The following is a 20,398-nucleotide window of genomic DNA, read 5'->3' as shown; positions in this document are numbered from 1 at the left end:
CGCACCCCGCGCCCCAGCCCCGCCGCGTGCGGGGCTTTTTGTGGACTGCCACAGCAGCCCACGCGTGCGACACTCGGCCCAGCCCATGCACATCCAGCTCCTGTCCGACCTGCACCTCGAAGAGAACAGCGCCTTTCAGCCCCAACGCGCGCCGGGCGCCGACGTGCTGGTGCTGGCGGGCGACATCGGCTCGTACCAGGGCGGCTCGGCCTTGTCGGCGCTGGGCGACGAGGACTTCGGGCTGGGCCGCTTCGCCGACTGGCCGGTGCCGGTGATCGTGGTGCCGGGCAACCACGAGTACGACACGCTCGATTTCGACGCCACGCACGCGCGCCTGCGCGCCACCTGCGAGCGGCTGGGGCTGATCTGGCTGGAGCGCGAGACGATCGTGCTGCACGGCGTGCGCTTCGTCGGCACCACGCTGTGGGCCGACTTCGACGCGCTGGCGCCGCGCGGGCCCACGGCCAGCCTGGCCGATCAGCTGCAGGCGCGGCACAAGGCGTTTCGCGCCGCCGACTATTACCTGCGCATCGCCGCCACCACGCGCGGCGGCGCGCCGTTCCTGGCCGAGCAGATCCGCGAACACGCGCTGGTGTGCCAGGCCTGGCTGCGCGCCGCGCTGGCCGAGCCGTTCGACGGCCCGACGGTCGTCGTCACGCACTTCGCGCCCAGCCTGCGCAGCGCCGATCCGCGCTATGGCCTGCGGCCGGGCACGGCGGGCTTCTGCAATGCGCTGGATGATCTGCTGCCGCTGGCCGACCTGTGGCTGCACGGGCACCTGCATTGCGCCATCGACTGGCGCGACGACAGCGGCCGCTGCCGCGTGGTGGCCAACCCGCTGGGTTACGAGAAGAAGGGCGAGCAGGCCGCGTTCGCGCCGCAACTCGCCATCGCGCTGGAGCGCGCGCCCGCGCCGCCGCCGATGCCCGATGGCCCGCGCGACGCCGCCGCCTGAAGCCTTAGACTTGAAGCATTCCCCCACCTTCCACAAGGAGACCACCGATGAAGATTCTTCTGGCCGTTGATGGCAGCTCGTACACCAAGAAGATGCTGGCCTATGTGACCACGCACCTGGAGATGTTCTCGGGTGACAACGAGTTCACCGCCCTCACCGTGCAGGGCGCGCTGCCGCCGCGGCCCGCGCTGCGGTGGGCAAGGAAGTGGTGGACCAGTACTACGCCGAAGAGGCCGCCAAGGTGCTGGACCCGGTGGTCAAGTTCCTCGGCCGGCACGACCTGAAGGTCAAGAGCTGGCCAAGGTCGGCAACGCCGGCGAGACCATCGCCAAGACGGCCGAGAGCGGCAAGTTCGACATGATCATCATGGGCTCGCGCGGCCACGGCGCGCTGGGCAGCCTGGTGATGGGCTCGGTGGCCACGCGCGTGCTGGCCAACTGCCAGACGCCGGTGCTGCTGGTGCGCTGAGCGGGGCACGCCGCCGCCGGCGCGCCCGCCGGCGGCGCGGCCCGGGTCGCCTTCATGGTGCGGCCCACCCTATACTCCCCACCACCTCTCCGTTAGCGCCCGTCAATTGGGCGCTGGAGACGTATACTCCCAATAAGTATATCCAAAGCTTGGTGGCGGCAGGTCCTGAAGCCGCGTCAGGCGGCGCCCCACGGTTGCCTGCTCAATGCAGCCACGCCCTGGCGTGGCGCAGAAACTCCAGCAGCAGCTCGTCGAACTCGTCCGGCCGCTCCAGGTGCGGCAGGTGGCCGGCATCGGCCAGCTCACGCAGCGCGCGCCGCTCACCGCGGCGGCCATGCCCTGCAGCACGGCGGGCGGGGCCACCGTGTCTTGCGCGCCCGCCACCAGCAGCGTGGGCACGTGGATGTGGCCCAGCGCCGCGCGGCGGTCGAAGCCGCTGAGCGCCTGCAGCGCGCGCCGCCACGTCGCCGCATGCACCTGCGTGAGCACGTGCCGTGCCAGCTGCACGCCGGCCGGCAGGGCGCGCGGGCTGACCAGCTGCGGCAGCAGCGCCTCGGCGATGGCCGTCATGTCGCGCCCTTCGTCGAGCCAGCCCAGGCCCTGCGCCGCGTGGCGGCTGTAGGCATCGCCCGGCGCCACGGCCGCCGCCGTGGCCACCAGCACCAGCTGGCGCACCAGGTCGGGCCGGCGCAGCGCCACCTCCTGCGCCACCATGCCGCCCAGGCCGTGGCCGACCAGGGCAACCGGCTCGGCGCCGCCTTCCGGCGCCAGCGCCTCGATCAGCGCGATGCAGCTTTCGGCCAGGCCCTTGAAGCCGTACGGCTCGATCGGCGGGCTGAGGCCGTAGCCAGGCATGTTCCAGGCCACCGCGCGAAAGCCCAGGCTGGCCAGCGTCTCGACCTGCGGCGCGAAGGAGCGGAAGCCGCCGCCGGCGCCGTGCAGCAGCACGACCAGCGGGCCGGCGCCCAGGAGCTGTAGGTGGGAACACGCGCCATGCGGCCATGTTACGGCTACCCGGGCGACAGCAGGGCCGTGGCCCGCTCGCTATCATGGCCGGCTGCCCCGCCGCCCGCCGATGAACCTGCCCCTTCGCGCCACCGCCCCCGCCTTCTCCGCGCTCGAATTCCGCGCCGCGCTGGGCATGTTCGCGACCGGCGTCACCGTGGTCACGGCGCGCACGGCGACGGGCGAGCTGGTGGGGCTGACGGCCAATTCGTTCAACTCGGTCTCGCTCGATCCGCCGCTGGTGCTGTGGAGCCTGAGCCAGCGCTCGATGTCGCTGGAAGCCTTCGCCACCGGCACGCACTACGCCATCAACGTGCTCGCCGCCGAGCAGCAGGAGCTGGCCCTGCGCTTTGCCGCCCCGGTGGGCGACCGCTGGACCGGCACCGCGTGGCGCCCCGGCGTGACCGGCGCGCCGCTGATCGACGGCGCGGTGGCGCATTTCGAATGCTTCAACCGCAGCCGCTATGAAGAGGGCGACCACGTGATCTTCGTCGGCCAGGTGGAGCATTGCGACCACCGGCCGGGCGCCGCGCCGCTGCTGTTTCACGGCGGCCGCTTCTACACCGAGCACCCGCTGTGACCGGGCGCCAGGAACACCTCGACGGCCGCGCCGTCGTCATCCTGCTGGCCTGCTGCGCCTTCTGGGGCGTGCAGCAGGTGCTGGTGAAGGCCACGCTGCCCGAGCTGGCGCCGGTGTTCCAGGCGGCGGTGCGCTTCGTCGGCGCCACGCTGCTGCTGGGGCTGTGGTGCGCGTGGCGCGGCGTGCGGCTGTTCGCGCGCGACGGCACGCTGTGGCCGGGGCTGCTGGCGGGGCTGCTGTTCGCGGCCGAGTTCGCGGCCATCTACATCGGCCTGCAATACACCACGGCCTCGCGGCTGACGGTGTTTCTCTACACCTCGCCGTTCTGGGTGGCGCTGCTGCTGCCGCTGTTCGTGCCGGCCGAGCGGCTGCACCGCATCCAGTGGATTGGCCTGGCCTGCGCCTTCGCGGCGGTGGTGTTCGCTCTGCGCGAAGGCTTCACGGCTGGCGGGGCCGGCATCACCTGGCGCGGCGACCTGCTGGGGCTGGCCGCCGGCGCGCTGTGGGGACTGACCACGGTGGTGATCCGCTCCACCGCGCTGGTGCGCGCGGCGCCGTCGAAGATGCTGTTCTACCAGGTGGGCGTGAGCGCCGTCACGCTGCCGCTGCTGTCGCTGGCGCTGGGCGAGGCGTGGAACTGGCGGTGGAGCGCCTTCGCCACGGTGTCGATGACGGCGCAGACGGTGGTGGGCGCCTTCGCCAGCTACCTGGTGTGGATGTGGCTGCTGGCGCACTACCCGGCCACGCGCATCTCGGCCTTCGTGTTCCTCACGCCGCTGTTCGCGTTGCTGGCGGGGGCGCTGTGGCTGGGCGAGCCGGTGACGGCATCGCTGCTGCTGGCGCTGGCGCTGGTGGCGGTGGGCATCGTGCTGGTGAACCGGCGCGTGCCGGGCAAGGCGCGGGTGTGAGGGCAGCGGAAGGCTTCAAGCCAAATCGGCCTGCAGCTCCCGTCCCATAAGCGCCAGCAGCTATTAAATTCATAGTTTTTGTAGGAGCGGGCTTGCCCGCGATCAGCGCTGATCGCGGGCAAGCCCGCTCCCACAGAAGCACAGGCGCTCAGGCCGCCGGCGCCACCGCCGCGCCCTGCACGCCATGGCGCTTCATCGCTTCGGCCACGAAGCCGCTCGCCTTCATCTCTTCGACGAACGCCGCCAGCGCGGCCTGCGCCGTCTCGCCACGCCCGGCGGGCAGGCCCATGGCCTGCTGGATCACCATGAAGCGCCCGGGCAGCAGGCGCAGCCCGCCCAGGCGTGCGGCGTCGGCCTCCAGTTGCTGCTTCACGCCGGCCGCCACGTCGGCGTTCCGCGCCATGAACGTGGGCACCACGTCGGGCGAGCTGGGCGCGCGCTCGATGCTGGCGCTTTTCAGCTCGCGCGACAGGAACAGGTCGTAGGCACTGCCCTGGCCCACCACCACGCGGCGGCCGGGCACGTCGACCTCGGCGTTGTCGGCGAGCGGCGAATCCTGCCGCACCAGATACGCGCCCTCGATCAGCACGTAGGGCGCGGTGAAACGGATGCCCTCGCCGCGCAGCGGGTCGATGGCGAAGAAGCCGATGTCGGCCTGCTCGCCGCGCACCGCCTCGACCGAGGCCTGCGCCTTCTCGAACACCACCAGCTCGCAGCCCACGCCCAAGCGCTCGGCGAAGGCGCGCGCCAGGTCGATCGACACGCCCGCCGGCTCGCCGGCCGCGTTGCGCCCGGCCAGGATGGGGTTGCCCAGGTTGATGGAAGCGCGCAGCACGCCGGCGGGGGTGAAGGCTTGGACGATCTCGGTCGGGAGCGGGGTGGACATGGTGCGAAACGATGCGAAGCCGATGAAAACGACAAGTCTACGGTGCCCGCACGTCCACCGCCGGCGTTGCAAATGGGACAATGGCCCGCATCTGAGGCGGCAATGACGGCGCGTGCATTCGCCACGCGATCCCCACCCACCCGAGAAGCGCATGCAGTTCAAGGACTACTACCAGATCCTCGGCGTCGACAAGAGCGCCACGCAGGACGACATCAAGAAGGCCTTCCGCAAGCTGGCGCGCAAGTACCACCCCGACGTCAGCAAGGAGGCTGATTCCGCCGCCCGCATGGCCGAGGTGAACGAGGCCAACACCGTGCTGAGCGATCCCGAGAAGCGCGCCGCCTACGACACCGTGGGCGCGCAGGCCTGGGCCGCCGGCGCGCGCTCGGGCGACGACGTGCGGCCGCCGCCCGGCTGGAACACCGGCTACGAGTTCCGCGACGGCGGCGCGGGCGGGGCGAGGCGTTCCGCCAGCATTTCGGCGGCGACAACCAGGACTTCAGCGAGTTCTTCGAGCAGATGTTCGGCCGCGCGCGAGCAAGCGGCGGCGCTGGTCCGCGTAGCCGCGCGGGTGGCGGCACGCAGGCGCAGATGCGCGGCGAGGACCACCACGCCCGCATCGAGCTGGAGCTGATCGACGCCTACCGCGGCGCCGAGCGCAGCATCAACCTGCGCGGCGCCAAGGTGGATGCGCAGGGCCACGTGGTGCCTGAGGAGCGCACGCTGCAGGTGAAGATTCCGCAAGGCGTGAAGGAAGGCCAGATGATACGCCTGGCCGGCCAGGGCAGCCCCGGCTTCGGCGGCGGGCCGGCGGGCGACCTGTTCCTGGAAGTGCAGTTCCGCCCAGACGCACGCTGGCGCATCGACGGCCGCGACGTGACGCAGAAGCTGCGCGTGACGCCGTGGGAGGCCGCCACCGGCGGCGCCGTCCACGTCACCACGCCCGACGGCAAGACGGTGGAAGTGACCGTGCCCAGCGGTTCCGGCGGCGGGCGCAAGCTGCGGCTGAAGGGGCGCGGCATTCCGTCGTCGGCCACGCCGGGCGACCTGTTCCTGGAGCTGGAGATCGCCGTGCCCGGCGCCGTCACGCCCGAGCAGAAGGCCGCCTGGGAAGCGCTGGCCAAGGCCTACCCCGGGTTCGACCCGCGCCGCGTTTGATTGGGAGAGCACACCGACATGAGCCCGATGCCCATTTCCGTTCCTGCCGAGCTGGTCGAACTGCTGGACGACGCCGCGCTGACGCTGCAGCAGCTGGCGCAGGCTTGCCATATGCCGCCTGAGTGGGTGCTCACCCGCGTGGAAGCCGGCGTGCTGCAGCCGCTGGCCGGCGGCGGCGCGGCCGAATGGCGCTTTGCCGGCGCCACGCTGACGCGCGCGCGCCGTATCGCCGAGCTGGAACACACCTACGACGCCGACCCGCAACTGGCCGCGCTGGCGGCCGACCTGATGGAAGAAGTGGCGCGGCTGCGGCGTCAGCTCAGGCTGCTGGATTAAGTGTCAAATCGGCCTTCAGCGATTGTGCTGCAAGCGCTGACAGCTATCTTTAATATAGCGTTCGGCTTCAGAAGCCGATGCCCACGCCCACCCCGCCGCGGCTGTGGCGGCCGCCGATGACGCCGCCGATCGACAGGTTGACGCCCACCGGCGCCACGTAGGCCGGCGCCGGCCGCACGTAGACCGGTGCCGGGTACGCGGGATACGCGGGTGGCGGATAGGCCTGCCGGTACACCGGCGCCGGGTACGGCTGGGCGGGGTATGGCGGCGGATAGCCCTGGGCCGGATAAGGGCTGGGATAGCCGCCATACGCCACTGGCGGCGCCGTGACCACGCCCGACTGCTCGCCCGCGGCCGGGTAGGCCGGCAGCGGATAACCCGCCACCGGCGGCGGGTTCACCGGGTAGCTTTGCACCGCGCCGTAGCCACCCTGGTTGTAGTACGGATCGCCAGGCACCTGGATCCAGGCGCCGGGGGCTTGCGCGGTGCGGGTCTGGTACTGGCGACCACCCATTTCGTAGGTCACGTCGTAGCCCGTCACGCGGTTCTCGTAGCGCGTGCCGCACTGGCCGGGGTAGCCGCCGTAATAGCCACCCTGTGAAGCCTCGGCCGCGTTGCCCAGCATGGCACCGCCCAGCGCGCCCAGAATGGCCCCGGCGATATGGCCCGAGCCCTTGCCCATCTGGCTGCCGATCAGCCCGCCCATCACCGCGCCCACGCCGGCACCACCGCCCGAGGTGCGGCCGCCGTAGCTGCCGGGCGCACAGTCGGACACCGGCACCGGCTCCCAGACCGGGGTGGACGACAGCACGCGGGCGTTGACCACGCCCTGCGCGGCAGCACCGCCCGCGGCGAGCACGGCCAGCCCCAGCTCCAGCGTGGTGCGGGTAAGGACAGCAGAGGGATGCATATCGAGTTCCTTCAAGGCGCGCACCGTGGCGCCCTTCCAACAGGTTCAACGCCCGGCCCCAGCGGCGGCAGACCATCTTTACACGCGCGTCACCAGGCCGTGGACTTGTCACAGGTCAACGAACGCGGCTTCTATGTCATTTTGCATAGTAAAAATGACCTACGCCCAGCGATAATCCCGCACCTGCCCTTCCACGCCATGAAACCAGCGATGCGAAGCCATGTGGACGATGTCCAGGCACTGGGTTTCAGGGTTCAGATGACCAGGGAAGGGTCTTCAATGACGGGTTCATCCTTGTCGCCAGAATCTGCGGCGCCCATGGCCGATGTCCGTGTGGTCGTGGTCGACGACCAGCTGGACGCCGCCGACATGCTGGCCGCGGCGCTCGAGCTGGACGGCTACCAGGTGCAGACGGCCACCAGCGGCGAGCGCGCGCTGTCGCTGATCGAGCAATTTCGCCCCCACATGGTGCTGCTGGACGTGGCCATGCCCGGCATGGACGGCCATGAACTGACGCGCGAGCTGCGCCAGCGCTACGGCGACGCCATGGTGCTGATCGCCATCAGCGGCAGCGACCCGGACGACGCGCGCGTCAGCCAGACCTTCGACAGCGTCGACCACTACTTCCGCAAGCCGGTCGATCTGGCGGCGCTGCGCCGCCTGCTGTCGCTCTGACGCCCGACGCCGGCGACACCGCACACCGCCGCTCAGCCGCGCTGCGCTGTCCCGTTGACCGGGATGCCGGCGATCAGCGCGTGCAGCTGGGCCGGCTCCACCGGCTTGACCAGGTAATGGGCGAAGCCGGACACCTGCGCGCGCTCGCGGTCGCTGTCCTGCCCGTAGCCTGACAGGGCAATCAGCACACAGCCCTCACCCAGGCGCGCGCGCAGGCGCCGCCCCAGCTCATGGCCGTCCATGTCCGGCAGGCCGACGTCCAGCACCGCCACCTGGGGCTGAAAGCGCTCGGCCACGCTCAGCGCCTGCTCGGGCGTGTAGGCCACGCGCAGCTCGTTGCCCTGCAGGGCCAGCGATTCGGCCAGCAGATCGACCGCATCGCGGTTGTCATCGACCAGCAGCACGCGCCGGCTCTGCGCCGCCGCCTGCTCGCCCTGGGGCCAGGCCCCTTCGGCCAGCGCCGGCTGTTCGCGCAGCGGCAGGCGCACCACGAAGCGGCTGCCCTGGTCGCGCCCGGCGCTGTGCGCCTCGACCTCGCCGCCATGCAGCACCACCAGGTTCTTGACCAGCGCCAGGCCCAGGCCCAGCCCGCCCTGCGACCGGTCGATGCCCTGCTTCTGGCCCTGGTAGAACACGTCGAACACGTCGGGCAGCAGCTCGGGGGCGATGCCCGTGCCGTTGTCGGCCACCTCGATCACCAGCGCCTGCCCCTCGCGGCGCCCCGACAGGCGGATGTGCCCGCCGGGCGGCGTGTAGCGCACGGCGTTGGTCAGCAGGTTGGTGATCACCTGCACCAGCCGCGCCGAGTCGCCCCACCACAGCACGGGCGACGACGGCAGGCTGACGTCGAGCCGGTGCCCGCGCTGCTCCACCAGCGGCTGCACCATCTCGGCCGCGCGCTGCAGCAGCACGGCCGCGCGCGCCAGCGTGGGCTCCAGCCGGATGCGGCCGCGCGCGATGCGCGACACGTCCAGCAGGTCGTCGACCAGCCGCGTCATGTGCTTGACCTGGCGTTCGATGACCGCGCGCTCGCGCTCGGCGCCGGCGCCCTTGCGCTCCATCACGTGCAGCGCGCTGACGATGGGCGCCAGCGGGTTGCGCAGCTCGTGCCCCAGCATGGCCAGGAACTCGTCCTTGGCGCGGGCCGCGTCGTGCGCGCGCTCCAGCAGCTGCTGCCGCTCGGCATGGCTGCGGTCCAGGCTGGCGCGGGCCAGCACGCGGTGGGTCACGTCGATGGCCACGGCCATCAGCCCGGTCACCTGCTGCTGCAGGTCGCGCATGGGCTCCAGGTTGAACTCGAAGTAGCGGTCGCTCAGCGCGCCGTCGATGGTCAGCGGGATCAGGCTCTCGGGGCTGGCGTAGCGCTCGCCCGTGCGGTAGACCTGCTGCAGGATGCCGGGCAGCGGCGTGTCGGCCAGCTCGGGAAACGCCTCGCGGTAGGTCTTGCCGATCAGCTGGTCCGGGCTGCGGTCGGTGACGCGGCAGTACAGCGGGTTGACCAGGGTGAAGGTCTGCTCGGGGCCCGACAGGATGGCGATGGCCACCGGGGCCTGGCGCAGCAGGTTGTCGCGCTCCTCGAAGGCGCGCGCGCGGGCGCGGGCCGATTCGCCGCGGTCGATGGCGGCGCCCACGTCGTCGGCGATCTGCTGCAGGAACTGCAGGTAGGCCTGGTCCAGCGGCACGCGCGGGTTCAGGCCGAAGCCCATGCATTGCAGCCCCGCTTCGCCGGCATGGCGCATCGGCAGCAGCACCAGGTCGGTCACCGGCTCGGGGTGCTCGGGCGTGGTCAGGCGCAGCCTGCCCGGCAGCACCACGTGCCGGCCCTGCATCAGCGTGTCGAACAGCGCCTGCTGCCCCGCCAGCGCGGTCGGCAGCACGGGCTCGCCCGCCGGCCACTGGTACTCGCCGATGCCCACGCAATCCACCACCTGGGGCGCGTCGGCCGCGTGGGGCCAGCGCAGGTAGGCCGCGCACGGCACGTCGCGGCTGGCGGCCTGCAGCGACTGCAAGGCGGCGGAGAACAGGTCGGGCTTGTCCGGCGACAGGCGCGCCAGCGCATCGTTCACTTGGTGCAGCGCGGCCTGGCGGCGTGAAGCCACCATGCGCGCGGTGGTTTCGGTGGCCACCACCAGCACGCCGCCCACCTGCCCGTCCTCCAGCAACACGGGGGTGAAGCTGTAGTTCCAGTACACGTCCACGGTGCGGCCGTCGCGCAGGCCGGGGATGAGCTGGTCTTCGTCCCAGGTGGCGGCGCCGCCCTGCATGATGTGGCGCAGCTTGGGGCCGATCACCGGCCAGATGTCGCTCAGGCCTGCTCGCCCGGCTGGCCCATGGCGCCGGGAAACTGCCGCGTGTCCAGGCTCGGGATGAAGGCGGTGTTGAAGAAGTGCGTGAGCTGCGGGCCCCAGTACAGCAGCATGGGGTTGCGCGATCGCAGCATCGTCCCGAGCACGGTGCGCAGCGGGGCCGGCCATTGCGCGATCGGCCCCAGCGGCGTGGCCACCCAGTCGATGGCGCGCACCAGGCGGCTGGCCACGTCGTCGCCCGACAGAAACGGAAATTCAAGCGAAATTGCCCGATCATCGGCTTGCATACGGCGCTGGCAGCTACTTAATCAATAGCGGCAATGCGCTGCTTGGCAAAATCCTCGTACCACGCCAGGCAGGCCGGGTTGGCCATGGCCTCCCGGTTGACCACCTTCTCCAGCGGCTGGCCGAGCAGCAGCTTCTTGATCGGCAGCTCCTGCTTCTTGCCCGACAGGGTGCGCGGAATCTCGGTGACGTGGAAGATGGCGTCGGGCACGAAGCGCGGGCTCAAGGACTGGCGGATGGCCTCGTTGATGCGCTTCGTCAGCGCCTCGTCCAGCACCACGCCGGGGCGCAGCACCACGAACAGCGGCATGTAGCTTTGCTTGCCCAGGTATTCGAGGTCGATCACCATCGAATCGAGCACCTCGGGGATGCCCTCGACCGCGCTGTAGATCTCGCTGGTGCCCATGCGCAGGCCGTGGCGGTTGATGGTGGCGTCGCTGCGGCCGTAGATCACGCACCACTCGCCCTCGCCGTTCTCATCGCCCACGCGCAGCCAGTCGCCGTGGCGCCACACGCTGCCCGCGCTCTTGTCCAGATCGCCGCCGCCGGGCTTGCGGCCGTGGCCGGGCGGGTACATCTCGAAGTAGCTGGCGCGGTAGCGCGCGCCGTCGGGGTCGTTCACCAGGTACTGCGGCATCGACGGAATGGGCTGCGTGCACACCAGCTCGCCGACCTGGCCGACGACCGGCTCGCCGGCGTCGTTCCACGCCTCCACCGCCGCGCCCAGCATGCGGCACTGCATCACGCCGGGCCTGCGGCAGCTCGCGGTGGCCGCCGATGAAGGCGCCGCAGAAGTCGGTGCCGCCGCTGATGTTGCACCACCAGATATCAGCTTGCAGTGGCCCGCTGGCGATGCGGCGGAACTGCTCGGTGCCCCAGGCCTGCACGTCGGGCGCCAGCGGCGAGCCGGTGGTGCCCAGCGCCCAGATGCGCGACAGGTCGCCGCATTGCGCCAGGTCGACGCCGGCCTTCATGCAATTGGCGTAGAACGCCGCGCCGGCGCCGAAGAACGTGACCTGGTGCCGCGCGGCGAAGCGCCACAGCACCGTCCAGTCGGGCGCCTCCTTGCTGCCGCCGGGGCTGCCGTCGAAGATGACGCAGGTGGTGCCCGACAGCAGCCCGGCAATCTGCGCGTTCCACATCACCCAGCCGGTGGAGCTGTACCAGTGGAAGCGCTCGCCCAGCGTCTCGGGCGCGTAGCTGCAGCCCACGTCGTTGTGCAGGCTGGCCAGCATCAGCATCACCAGGATCATGCCGCCATGCGCGTGCACGATGGGCTTGGGCAGGCCGGTGGTGCCGCTGGAATACACCACCCACAGCGGATGGTCGAACGGCAGCCACATCGGTTCGAAGGCGGCAGTTTCAGCATCATTTCGGGCTGTAGCGCCTGCCCAGTCTGCGCTGTCAGCTACTGAAACCGTAGTATCGAGATTGCGCTGCACGATCAGGTGCTGCACGCTGGGCAGCGCCGCCCGCAGTTCCTGCACCACGGCCAGGCGGTCGATGTCGCGCCCGGCCCAGGTCACGCCGTCGACGGCGATCAGCACCTTGGGTTCGATCTGTTTGAAGCGATCCAGCACCGCGTTCGTGCCCATGTCGGGCGCGCACACGCTCCACACGGCGCCGATGCTGGCGGTGGCCAGGAAGGCGACGATGGTCTCGGGGATGTTCGGCATGTAGGCCGCCACCCGGTCGCCCGGCTGCACGCCCTGCGCTTTCAGGTGCAGCGCCAGCGAAGCGACCTGGCGCTTCAGCTCGGGCCAGCTTAAGGTCCGCACCTGTCCCTTCTCGTTCTCGCTGATGATGGCCGGCAGCCCCGCGGCGTGCGCCGGCTGCACGTGGCGGAACACCTGCTGCGCGTAGTTGGTCTGCGCACCGGGGAACCACACGGCCCCAGGCATGACGTTCTTCGCCAGCACCGCCGTGTGCGGCGTGGGCGACTGGATGTCGAAGTAGTCCCAGATGCTCTGCCAGAAGGCGTCGAGATCGGTGGTCGACCAGCGCCACAGCGCGTGGTAGTCGTCGAAGGCGAGGCCGCGCGTGTCGCGCAGCCAGTCCTGGTAGCGGCGGATGTGGGGAACGCGGGCGGTGAGGGCGGGGGTGTTCATGCACCGTATCTTGGCACCATCCGGTGGCCGCGCGCATCCGGCTTCACCCGGGCGCGGTCGCGCCGGCGACGTCGCGCCCGGTCAGCGTCTCAGCACATTCCACACCAGTTCCAGCCCCGCCACCCACAGGGCATCCACCGTGGTGTCGCCGATGCCGGTGCCGCCCTGGCGCCAGCGGTCCTGCTGCTCTTCCCGCCGGGCACGCTCGCGGTCGCGCTCGATGGTCACCAGCGCGTCGGCCAGGTCGGCCGGTTGGGGGCCCTCGGTGCTGCGCTGTGCCTTCTGGCCATAGTTGGCCAGGGCCTGTTCCACCGCCTTGGGATCGAGCAGCGAGAAGGCGGCACGGCAGTAGGGGCAGGCGCTGTGCTCGCGCAAATCGACCGGCGCGCCGCAGCTGTTGCAGTGGATCACCTTCAGGCGCTCGGCCAGGTCGGCGATCTCGGGCTTGGTGAGCTGGCGCACGAAGCCCTTCTCGATCATGAACGACGAGAAGGTGGAGAAGCGCCCATGCCGCTGCGGGCAACGCCAGGTGAAGTAGCGCCCGTGCTTGACCACGTCGCTGCCTTCGGTCAGCCGGCGGCGGCAGCGCGGGCAGGCCATGTCGCGCACCAGCGGGGCCTGCGGGTCGTCGCGGTGTTCGTGCAGTTGGCGGAACAGGTCGACCACGCCGCCGGGTGCCATGCGCAGGTTCTCGTTGCCGTCGAACCAGAGGCCGTGGCAGGCGTGGCACAGGTCCAGTTCCAGGGTGGTGCCGTTGTGCCCGGCCACGTGGTGCACCTCCATCGGGGCGCGGCAGGACGGGCAGGCGGTGGTGCTGGGGGCAAGACGTTGGGGCATGGTGCGCAAATGCTAGCGCGGCGCCAGGGCATGTCGTGACCGGCGGCTCAACGACAATCGTGGTCCCATGCCACGTTTTCACGTTCCCGTCCCGCTCGCCGCAGGCGCGCGCTGGCGCTGCCGCCCGGTGCCGCGCGCCATGTGCAGGTGCTGCGGCTGCAGCCGGGCGATGGCATCACGCTGTTCAACGGCGAGGGCGGCGAGTGGTCGGCCACCGTCACGCGCATGGGGCGCAGCGACGTGGATGTGGCGGTTCAAACGCACACCCCGGTCGAGCGCGAGGCCGCGCGCGCCGTGCACCTGGCCGTCGGCCTGATGGCGGCCGAGCGCATGGACTGGCTGGTCGAGAAGGCCACCGAGCTGGGCGCCGCCAGCCTGACGCCGCTGCTGATGGCGCGCAGCAGCCTGCGCCTGTCGGGCGAGCGGGCCACGAAGAAGCGCGCGCACTGGCAGGCGGTGGCCGCGGCTTCTTGTGAACAAAATGGCCGCAATCGTTTGCTGGACGTGCGCGATCAGCTCACTTTTCAGGAGCATCTGATGCAGCCTGCGGACGTCGCCGGCACGCGCTGGGTGTTGTCGCTCGCGCCGGAAGCCGAATCGCTGCGCGCCCGTGCCGCGGCGCTGGCACCGCAGGCCGCCGTGCACCTGCTGTCCGGCCCCGAGGGCGGCCTGAGCCCCGACGAGGACGCCGCCGCGCGCGCCGCCGGCTGGCTGCCGATCGACCTCGGCCCGCGCGTGCTGCGCGCCGAAACCGCGCCGCTGGCCGCGCTGGCCTGCCTGAGCCTGCCATGAACCGCCACCTGCTGCTGCTCACCCTGGTGCAGGGCCTGTTCCTCACCAACAACGTCACATTCATCGCCATCAACGGCCTGGTGGGCCTGCAGCTGGCGCCGTTCGGCTGGATGGCGACGCTGCCGGTGATGGGCTACGTGGTGGGCGGCGCGCTGGCCACGCCGCTGGTGGCGCGCGCGCAGACGCGCTTCGGGCGCAAGGGCTCGTTCCAGATCGGGCTGGCCGTGGCCCTGGGTTCGGCGCTGCTGGCGGCCTTCGCGGCGTGGACGCGCCAGTTCTGGCTGCTGGTGGCGGCCACCATGATTGCCGGCTATTACAGCGCCAACGGGCAGCTGTACCGCTTCGCCGCGGCCGAGCTGGCCGCCCCGACCTGGCGCGAGAAGGCGGTGTCGCTGGTGCTGGCCGGCGGGCTGCTGGGCGCCATCGTCGGCCCCAACCTGGCGGCCTGGACGCGCGCCGTGCTGCCCGTGCCCTTCGTCGGCGCCTACCTGGCGCTGGCGGTGGTGGCGGTGCTGGCCATGGGGGTGATGGCGTTCATCGACTTTCCACCCGCACCGGCCAAGGCGCCCGGCAGCAGCGCCGGGCGGCCGCTGGGCCAGATCATGCGGCAGCCGGTGTTCGTCGTCGCCACCGTGGGCGCGGCGCTGGGCTATGGGGTGATGAACCTGCTGATGGCGGCCACGCCGCTGGCCATGCAGGTGTGCGGCTTCGACTTCGAATCGACGGCGCTGGTGCTGCAGTGGCACGTCATCGGCATGTTCGCGCCGGGTTTCTTCACCGGGCACCTGATCAAGCGCTTCGGCGTGCTGCCCGTCATGGGCGCGGGCGTGGTGCTGAACGTGGTGTGCGTGGCCATCGCGCTGTCGGGCGTGGACCTGCACCAGTTCCTGATCGCGCTGTTCGCGCTCGGCGTGGGCTGGAACTTCCTGTTCACCGGCAGCACCACGCTGGCGCTGACGGCCTACCGCCCGGAGGAGAAGGACCGCGCGCAGGCGGCGATCAACTTCTGCGTCTTCGCCACCATGGCGTTCACCTCGTTCGCCTCGGGCGCGCTGGTGACCACGCAGGGCTGGATGTGGCTGAACCTGGGTTCGCTGCCCGCGCTGGCGCTGGTGGGCGGCGCGCTGGCCTGGCTGGGCTGGCGCGGTCGCCAGACGGCGCTGCGCGCGGCCGACTGAGCAACGTCAGCGGCACTCCGGGCCGGGTGGCGGCAGCAGGCTCGTCCAGGGCAGCTCCGGCGGCGCGGAGGGCACGCTGATGTGGATCGCGTCCGCCAGCGGCGGCGGTACGGCGGCCCGGGCCGACGCGGCGCGGCTGCGGCCCGTCGAGGGTTTGTCTGATCGCGCTGCCAGCACGGGATCGCGCCGGATCTCCGCGTCGGCGGCCACACGCACCAGGCGCACGGCGGCCGTCGACAGCCGGCTGGCGCTGCGGGGTTCGCCACGCGCGAAGTCCACCGTCCAGGCCGCGTTGTAGGCATTGACGAACGGGGTTTCGGTCCAGAACGGCAGCACCGGCGTGGCCGGGAACTGCGTCTGGTTGATGGCCGGCCGCTCGCAGCCCGACTCGACCAGCCAGCGCAGCTCGTGCACGCGGGGCAGGCGCCAGCTGGTCTGCCCCGCGTTGCGCGTGCCCGGCGCACTGGCGTTGACGGCGACGACACGCGCCTGCGCCGCCGCGGCGGTCAGCACCAGCGGCTGGCCGACGCACCTGGTGCCGACCCAGTTCTGCCCCTCGGCGCAGCGCTTCCACACCGTCTGACTGGGCACGTGCCGCACCATCCCGCCGCCCGCGTCGACGAACGGGCCCTGCGGCAGATGCGGCAGGCCGCCACCGACACAACTGGCCCAGGCCAGGGCATGGCCGCCCAGCGCCACCCCGCCCAGCACGGCGCGCACGGCGCCCGGCCACCCACTTGCTTCGTTCCTGTTGTTCATCGTGCCCTCCTTGGCTGCACCCTCCCCCGACTGGGATGACGGCAACCCGCACGCGCCGCACCGCTACTGGTGCGCCACTGTTTTCAGGCAATGTAAATCTTTGTCAGCCCGCGCGGTATCACGCGAACGGGGTAACCCGTTCGACCGGCGTTCTAGAAGTGCGACGGCGCGCCGCCGGGCATCGGCTCGCTGGCCTCGCCCAGCACGATGGGCGGAAAGCGCGACACCAGCCAGTCGTGCAGCGCCTCGAACACGGGCGCGCTTTCGAGCTCGTTGAACAGCTCGTGGTAATGCATGGGAAAGTCCTGCGCCGTCACCCATTCAGCGGGCGCCGCGCTGGCAAAGGCGCGGCTGCCGGCGGCCCGCACCAGCCGGTCCTGCCCGGCGTAGAGCAGCAGCGTGGGCACCTTCCAGCGCGGTGCGCGCTTGATCACCGCCGGCCCCGCCGTGGCGATGAAGTGCGCCAGCCGGGCGCTGATGCGGTCGTGCACCAGCGGGTCGTCGCGGTAGGCATCCACCACGGCGTGGTCGTGCGACAGAAAGCGCGCGTCCACCCCGTTGGCCACGCGGGCCTGCGGTGCCACGCGGTACAGCGAGGCGGTCAGCGCCTTCTGCACCACGGTCATGCCCACGTCCAGCGAGGGTGACGACAGCACCAGCGCATCCACCCGCCGCAGCTTGAGCGACACCAGCCGCGCGGCCACCAGGCCGCCCAGCGAATGCCCCAGCAGGATCAGCGGCAGGCGGTCGTCCATGCGGATGCGGGTGTCGTCGATGACGGCGGCCAGGTCGGTCAGCAGTTGGTCGTCGGTCGGCAGTTCGCCGCGAATGCCGGCCGATTCGCCATGGCCGTACTGGTCGTAGCCGCGCACCGAAAAGCCCCACTGGTTCAGCCGGTCGGCCACGTGCATGTAGCGGCCCACGTGTTCGCCCAGGCCGTGCACCAGCAGCACCACGCCGCGCGTGGGCCAGCCGGCCGACAGCGGCCAGTCGTGCAGCGCCAGCGCATCGCCGTGCGCGCTGGCGAAGTGCGACAGCGTGGAATCGCTCGTCATCAGGGCATGCGCGCGATCACCTCGGCCACGGCCGCGGTGAGCTTCTTGGCATAGGGCACGTGCAGGAATTCGTTGGGGCCGTGCGCGTTGCTGCGCGGCCCCAGCACGCCGCAGACCATCATCTGCGAGGTCGGGAAGCCCTCGCTGAGCTGGTTCATCAGCGGGATCGTGCCGCCCTGGCCGATGTAGCCGCAGGGCGCGCCGAAGTGGGTGCTGGAAGCGGCGTTCAGCGCCTGCTCGAACCACGGCGCCGATGCCGGCGCGTTCCAGCCCGAGGCGCCACCCTGGCTCTCGAAGGTGACCCTGGCCTGGCAGGGCGCGTTGTCTTCCAGCAGGCGCTTGACCTGCTGCACCGCCTGCGCCGCGTCCACCAGCGGCGGCAGGCGCAGGCTGAGCTTGAACGCCGTGTACGGCCGCAGCACGTTGCCGGCGTCCTGCGGCGCCGGAAAGCCCTCGGCCCCGGTGACGCTGAGCGTGGGCCGCCAGGTGCGCGCCAGCAGCGCATCGACCGGGTCGCCCGTCATCGGCAGCACGCTGCGCGATTCGCCTCCGCAGTCGTAGTGCACCCAGGGGTAGCGCTTGAACAGGTCGTCGCCCAGGATGGCGGCAGTCTGCTTGGCCTGCTCGACACGCTCGGCCGGGATGTCGCAATGAAAGCTGGCCGGCAGCAGGCGGCCGGTGGCGGAATCCTCCAGCCGGTCGAGCACGTGGCGCAGGATGCGGAACGATGAAGGCACCAGGCCCGACGCATCGCCCGAATGCACGCCTTCGGTCAGCACCTCGACCTTCAAGGTGCCCGCCGCCATGCCGCGCAGGCTGGTGGTCAGCCACAGCTGGTCGTAGTTGCCGGCGCCCGAATCCAGACAGACGACCAGCCCGACGTCGCCCAGGCGCGGGCGCAGCGCGTCGACGTAGGGCAGCAGATCGGGCGAGCCGCTTTCCTCGCTGGTCTCGATCAGGCCGACGATGCGCGGGTGCGGCACGTTCTGGCTTTTCAGCGCCTGCACGGCGGCGATGGCGGCGTACACGGCGTAGCCGTCGTCGGCGCCGCCGCGGCCGTAGAGCTTGCCGTCCTCGTACTTCGGCGTCCACGGCCCGAGGTCGCTGCGCCAGCCGGTGAACTCGGGCTGCTTGTCGAGGTGGCCGTACATCAGCACCGTCTGCGCAGCGCCGGCTTTCGTCCCTTCGATCTCGAAGAAGATCACCGGCGTGCGCCCGTCGATGCGCACCACTTCCAGCTTGAGGCCCGGCACCTTCTGCGACTCGACCCATTGCGCCGCATCGCGCACCACGCGGTCGATGAAGCCGTGCGCCGCCCAGTCGGGGTCGAACGCCAGCGACTTGGCCGGGATGGCGATGTAGTCGGACAGGCGCCGCACGATGTCGCCGTCCCATTGGCGGCCGATCTGGTCCAGCGCGGCGGCGGCGTCCCAGGCCGGGGCGCCGGGCATTTCACGGTGCAGCGGAGCGTTCATGGCGGTGACCCTGTGAACATCAGAAAGAGCAGGCACTTTACGCCCTTGCGCACGTCCACGCCAGCACGAAGGCCAAGCTGCCGGGCGTATATTGGCCCGCATGACACACGCACTCCAGCACTTCGCCATCACCCGCAAATGGCCCGCGCGCCACCCCGACCGCCTGCAGCTGTATTCGCTGCCCACGCCCAACGGCGTGAAGGCCTCGATCATGCTGGAGGAGACCGGCCTGCCCTACGAGGCGCACCGCGTCGGCTTCGACACGCAGGACCAGCTGTCGCCCGAGTTCCTGAGCCTGAACCCCAACAACAAGATCCCCGCCATCATCGACCCGCACGGCCCTGGCGGCCAGCCGCTGGCGCTGTTCGAATCGGGCGCCATCCTGATCTACCTGGCCGACAAGACCGGCCAGCTGCTGCCCCCAGACCCGGCCGCGCGCTACCACGCGCTGCAGTGGCTGATGTGGCAGATGGGCGGCCTGGGCCCCATGTTCGGCCAGCTCGGCTTCTTCCACAAGTTCGCCGGCAAGGACTACGAGGACAAGCGCCCGCGCGACCGCTACGTGGCCGAAAGCGTGCGCCTGCTGCGCGTGCTGGACGGCCACCTGCAAGGGCGCGACTGGATGATGGGCGGCGACTACAGCATCGCCGACATCGCCATCTTTCCCTGGGTGCGCAACCTTGTCGGCTTTTACGAGGCGCGCGAGCTGGTGCAGTTCGACCGCTTCCCGCAGGTGCAGCGCGTGCTCGACGCCTTCGTGGCGCGGCCGGCAGTGCAGCGCGGGCTGGCGGTGCCAGCGGCGGGTTGATTTACATGAAATCAGCCCCCAGCGCCGATCCAGCAAGCGCAAGCAGCTATTTTTAAGATAGCGACCTTGGCCGCCCATACGCCCCGTATTCGCGTCGGCATCGGCGGCTGGAACTACGCCGAATGGCGCGGCGGTGTGTTCTACCCCGCCGGGCTGCCGCAGGCACAGGAACTGCATTACGCCAGCCGCGCGCTGACGGGCCTCGAAGTCAACGCCACCTTCTACAGCACACAGCAGCCCGCCACCTACGCCCGCTGGCGCGACGAGACGCCCGAGGGTTTCGTGTTCGCCGTCAAGGCGCACCGGCTGGCCACGCAGCGCAAGACGCTGGCCGAGGGCGCCGAGGCCGTGGTCCACTTTCTGGAGAGCGGCGTCACCGAACTGCGCGACAGGCTCGGTCCCATCGTCTGGCAGCTGCCGCCGTTCCGGCGCTTCGACGCCGACGACGTCGAGTGCTTCCTCGCCCTGCTGCCCGACGCCGTGGATGGCCTGCCGCTGCGCCATGTGCTGGAGCCGCGCCACGCCAGCTTTGCCTGCGCCGACTACGTGCGCCTGGCGCGCAGCTACGGCGTCGCCACCGTCTACACCGACTCGCCCGATTACCCGAACATCGCCGACCCGACGGCCGACTTCGTCTACGCTCGGCTCATGCGTTCGCAACCCGGCGAAGCCACGGGCTACCCGCCGCGTGCACTCGACCAGTGGGCAGCACGCGTGCGCCGCTGGCAACAGGGCGCCCTGCCCGCCGGCCTGCCGCTGGTCGACCCCGCCACGGCGCCCGCGCACACCGCGCCGCGCGAAGTGTTCGTGCAGTTCATCGCCGCCGCCAAGGCGCGCAACCCGGCGGCGGCAACGGGGTTGATCGAGCGGCTGGCCAGCGCATGACACGCGCTGCTATCGATCGCTGAAGAGCA

17 protein-coding genes and 4 pseudogenes are annotated in these 20,398 nt (G+C 71.0%); 11 read left to right on the top strand and 10 right to left on the bottom strand.

Going from position 1 to position 20,398, the window contains the following annotated elements:
- Positions 1 to 85 precede the first annotated feature (85 nt).
- The gene (locus tag H0I39_RS10680; RefSeq protein WP_180550465.1) at positions 86 to 955 is read left to right on the top strand and encodes a metallophosphoesterase; all 870 of its coding nucleotides are present in this window, start codon (positions 86 to 88) and stop codon (positions 953 to 955) included.
- Between the two features lie 47 nt (positions 956 to 1,002).
- A pseudogene (locus tag H0I39_RS10675) lies at positions 1,003 to 1,423 on the top strand (universal stress protein).
- A 102-nt stretch (positions 1,424 to 1,525) separates the two neighbouring features.
- Here H0I39_RS10675 and H0I39_RS10670 read toward each other — a convergent pair.
- On the bottom strand, positions 1,526 to 2,371 hold the full coding sequence (locus H0I39_RS10670; RefSeq protein WP_308645830.1) for an alpha/beta fold hydrolase: 846 nt from the start codon (positions 2,369 to 2,371) through the stop codon (positions 1,526 to 1,528).
- 127 nt (positions 2,372 to 2,498) lie between these two features.
- Here H0I39_RS10670 and H0I39_RS10665 point away from each other — a divergent pair, with 127 nt between their 5' ends.
- A complete protein-coding gene (locus H0I39_RS10665; protein WP_180550464.1) occupies positions 2,499 to 3,008 on the top strand; it encodes a flavin reductase family protein in 510 nt (169 codons plus the stop codon).
- On the top strand, positions 3,005 to 3,916 hold the full coding sequence (locus tag H0I39_RS10660; RefSeq protein ID WP_180550463.1) for a DMT family transporter: 912 nt from the start codon (positions 3,005 to 3,007) through the stop codon (positions 3,914 to 3,916). The genes H0I39_RS10665 and H0I39_RS10660 overlap by 4 nt, the downstream gene beginning before the upstream one ends.
- 148 nt (positions 3,917 to 4,064) lie before the next feature.
- Here the strand turns inward: H0I39_RS10660 and H0I39_RS10655 are convergent, their stop codons facing one another.
- The gene (locus H0I39_RS10655) at positions 4,065 to 4,802 is read right to left on the bottom strand and encodes an ABC transporter substrate-binding protein (protein WP_180550462.1); all 738 of its coding nucleotides are present in this window, start codon (positions 4,800 to 4,802) and stop codon (positions 4,065 to 4,067) included.
- Between the two features lie 151 nt (positions 4,803 to 4,953).
- Between H0I39_RS10655 and H0I39_RS10650 the strand changes: the two are divergent.
- Both H0I39_RS10650 and H0I39_RS10645 read left to right on the top strand, forming a co-directional pair.
- Positions 4,954 to 5,960, top strand: a pseudogene (locus H0I39_RS10650) (DnaJ C-terminal domain-containing protein).
- Positions 5,961 to 5,978: 18 nt separating this feature from the next.
- On the top strand, positions 5,979 to 6,296 hold the full coding sequence (locus H0I39_RS10645; protein ID WP_180550461.1) for a chaperone modulator CbpM: 318 nt from the start codon (positions 5,979 to 5,981) through the stop codon (positions 6,294 to 6,296).
- A 67-nt stretch (positions 6,297 to 6,363) separates the two neighbouring features.
- Here H0I39_RS10645 and H0I39_RS10640 read toward each other — a convergent pair whose 3' ends face one another.
- Positions 6,364 to 7,206, bottom strand: a complete 843-nt coding sequence (locus tag H0I39_RS10640) for a glycine zipper 2TM domain-containing protein (protein ID WP_180550460.1) — start codon at positions 7,204 to 7,206, stop codon at positions 6,364 to 6,366.
- Positions 7,207 to 7,524: 318 nt separating this feature from the next.
- Here H0I39_RS10640 and H0I39_RS10635 point away from each other — a divergent pair, with 318 nt between their 5' ends.
- Entirely contained in the window at positions 7,525 to 7,881 is a 357-nt protein-coding gene (locus H0I39_RS10635; RefSeq protein ID WP_180550459.1) for a response regulator, read from the top strand.
- Between the two features lie 32 nt (positions 7,882 to 7,913).
- On the opposite strand, the gene H0I39_RS10630 is transcribed toward H0I39_RS10635, so the two are convergent.
- From H0I39_RS10630 to H0I39_RS10615, 4 genes and pseudogenes are all read right to left on the bottom strand, one after another.
- On the bottom strand, positions 7,914 to 10,172 hold the full coding sequence (locus tag H0I39_RS10630) for a hybrid sensor histidine kinase/response regulator (RefSeq protein WP_180550458.1): 2,259 nt from the start codon (positions 10,170 to 10,172) through the stop codon (positions 7,914 to 7,916).
- A 14-nt stretch (positions 10,173 to 10,186) separates the two neighbouring features.
- Positions 10,187 to 10,417, bottom strand: a complete 231-nt coding sequence (locus H0I39_RS10625; protein WP_180550457.1) for a hypothetical protein — start codon at positions 10,415 to 10,417, stop codon at positions 10,187 to 10,189.
- Between the two features lie 74 nt (positions 10,418 to 10,491).
- Positions 10,492 to 12,580 (bottom strand): annotated as a pseudogene (locus H0I39_RS10620) (acetoacetate--CoA ligase).
- 81 nt (positions 12,581 to 12,661) lie between these two features.
- On the bottom strand, positions 12,662 to 13,417 hold the full coding sequence (locus H0I39_RS10615) for a TFIIB-type zinc ribbon-containing protein (protein WP_180550456.1): 756 nt from the start codon (positions 13,415 to 13,417) through the stop codon (positions 12,662 to 12,664).
- A gap of 67 nt (positions 13,418 to 13,484) precedes the next feature.
- On the opposite strand from H0I39_RS10615, the pseudogene H0I39_RS10610 reads away from it, so the two are divergent.
- Both H0I39_RS10610 and H0I39_RS10605 read left to right on the top strand, forming a co-directional pair.
- Positions 13,485 to 14,209: pseudogene (locus H0I39_RS10610) on the top strand (16S rRNA (uracil(1498)-N(3))-methyltransferase).
- Positions 14,206 to 15,387, top strand: a complete 1,182-nt coding sequence (locus H0I39_RS10605; protein ID WP_180550455.1) for an MFS transporter — start codon at positions 14,206 to 14,208, stop codon at positions 15,385 to 15,387. Before H0I39_RS10610 ends, H0I39_RS10605 begins: the two are co-directional and overlap by 4 nt.
- Before the next feature lie 6 nt (positions 15,388 to 15,393).
- Here the strand turns inward: H0I39_RS10605 and H0I39_RS10600 are convergent, their stop codons facing one another.
- The 3 genes from H0I39_RS10600 to H0I39_RS10590 form a co-directional block, all read right to left on the bottom strand.
- On the bottom strand, positions 15,394 to 16,146 hold the full coding sequence (locus tag H0I39_RS10600; protein ID WP_180550454.1) for an Lcl C-terminal domain-containing protein: 753 nt from the start codon (positions 16,144 to 16,146) through the stop codon (positions 15,394 to 15,396).
- 152 nt (positions 16,147 to 16,298) lie between these two features.
- On the bottom strand, positions 16,299 to 17,201 hold the full coding sequence (locus H0I39_RS10595; RefSeq protein ID WP_180550453.1) for an alpha/beta hydrolase: 903 nt from the start codon (positions 17,199 to 17,201) through the stop codon (positions 16,299 to 16,301).
- On the bottom strand, positions 17,201 to 18,676 hold the full coding sequence (locus H0I39_RS10590) for a M20/M25/M40 family metallo-hydrolase (protein ID WP_180550452.1): 1,476 nt from the start codon (positions 18,674 to 18,676) through the stop codon (positions 17,201 to 17,203). The genes H0I39_RS10595 and H0I39_RS10590 overlap by 1 nt, the downstream gene beginning before the upstream one ends.
- A 100-nt stretch (positions 18,677 to 18,776) precedes the next feature.
- Here H0I39_RS10590 and H0I39_RS10585 point away from each other — a divergent pair, with 100 nt between their 5' ends.
- Together H0I39_RS10585 and H0I39_RS10580 are read left to right on the top strand one after the other, a co-directional pair.
- The gene (locus H0I39_RS10585) at positions 18,777 to 19,484 is read left to right on the top strand and encodes a glutathione S-transferase N-terminal domain-containing protein (protein ID WP_180550451.1); all 708 of its coding nucleotides are present in this window, start codon (positions 18,777 to 18,779) and stop codon (positions 19,482 to 19,484) included.
- A gap of 66 nt (positions 19,485 to 19,550) precedes the next feature.
- A complete protein-coding gene (locus H0I39_RS10580; protein WP_257645752.1) occupies positions 19,551 to 20,369 on the top strand; it encodes a DUF72 domain-containing protein in 819 nt (272 codons plus the stop codon).
- Positions 20,370 to 20,398 lie beyond the last annotated feature (29 nt).

It is taken from the genome of Ottowia beijingensis (genome assembly GCF_013423955.1).
GTDB classification, from domain to species: Bacteria; Pseudomonadota; Gammaproteobacteria; order Burkholderiales; family Burkholderiaceae_C; genus Ottowia; species Ottowia beijingensis.
Note: the sequence above shows the minus strand (reverse complement) of the source record. Positions and strands in the feature narration are given on the sequence as shown.

Excerpts from the sequence above, each read along its gene's own strand:
- H0I39_RS10680 (WP_180550465.1), top strand. The coding sequence starts at position 86 with ATGCACATCCAGCTCCTGTCCGACCTGCACCTCGAAGAGAACAGCGCC.
- H0I39_RS10605 (WP_180550455.1), top strand. The coding sequence starts at position 14,206 with ATGAACCGCCACCTGCTGCTGCTCACCCTGGTGCAGGGCCTGTTCCTC.
- H0I39_RS10590 (WP_180550452.1), bottom strand. The coding sequence starts at position 18,676 with ATGAACGCTCCGCTGCACCGTGAAATGCCCGGCGCCCCGGCCTGGGAC.
- H0I39_RS10635 (WP_180550459.1), top strand. The coding sequence starts at position 7,525 with ATGGCCGATGTCCGTGTGGTCGTGGTCGACGACCAGCTGGACGCCGCC.
- H0I39_RS10595 (WP_180550453.1), bottom strand. The coding sequence starts at position 17,201 with ATGACGAGCGATTCCACGCTGTCGCACTTCGCCAGCGCGCACGGCGAT.
- H0I39_RS10615 (WP_180550456.1), bottom strand. The coding sequence starts at position 13,417 with ATGCCCCAACGTCTTGCCCCCAGCACCACCGCCTGCCCGTCCTGCCGC.
- H0I39_RS10640 (WP_180550460.1), bottom strand. The coding sequence starts at position 7,206 with ATGCATCCCTCTGCTGTCCTTACCCGCACCACGCTGGAGCTGGGGCTG.
- H0I39_RS10585 (WP_180550451.1), top strand. The coding sequence starts at position 18,777 with ATGACACACGCACTCCAGCACTTCGCCATCACCCGCAAATGGCCCGCG.
- H0I39_RS10600 (WP_180550454.1), bottom strand. The coding sequence starts at position 16,146 with ATGAACAACAGGAACGAAGCAAGTGGGTGGCCGGGCGCCGTGCGCGCC.
- H0I39_RS10645 (WP_180550461.1), top strand. The coding sequence starts at position 5,979 with ATGAGCCCGATGCCCATTTCCGTTCCTGCCGAGCTGGTCGAACTGCTG.
- H0I39_RS10665 (WP_180550464.1), top strand. The coding sequence starts at position 2,499 with ATGAACCTGCCCCTTCGCGCCACCGCCCCCGCCTTCTCCGCGCTCGAA.
- H0I39_RS10655 (WP_180550462.1), bottom strand. The coding sequence starts at position 4,802 with ATGTCCACCCCGCTCCCGACCGAGATCGTCCAAGCCTTCACCCCCGCC.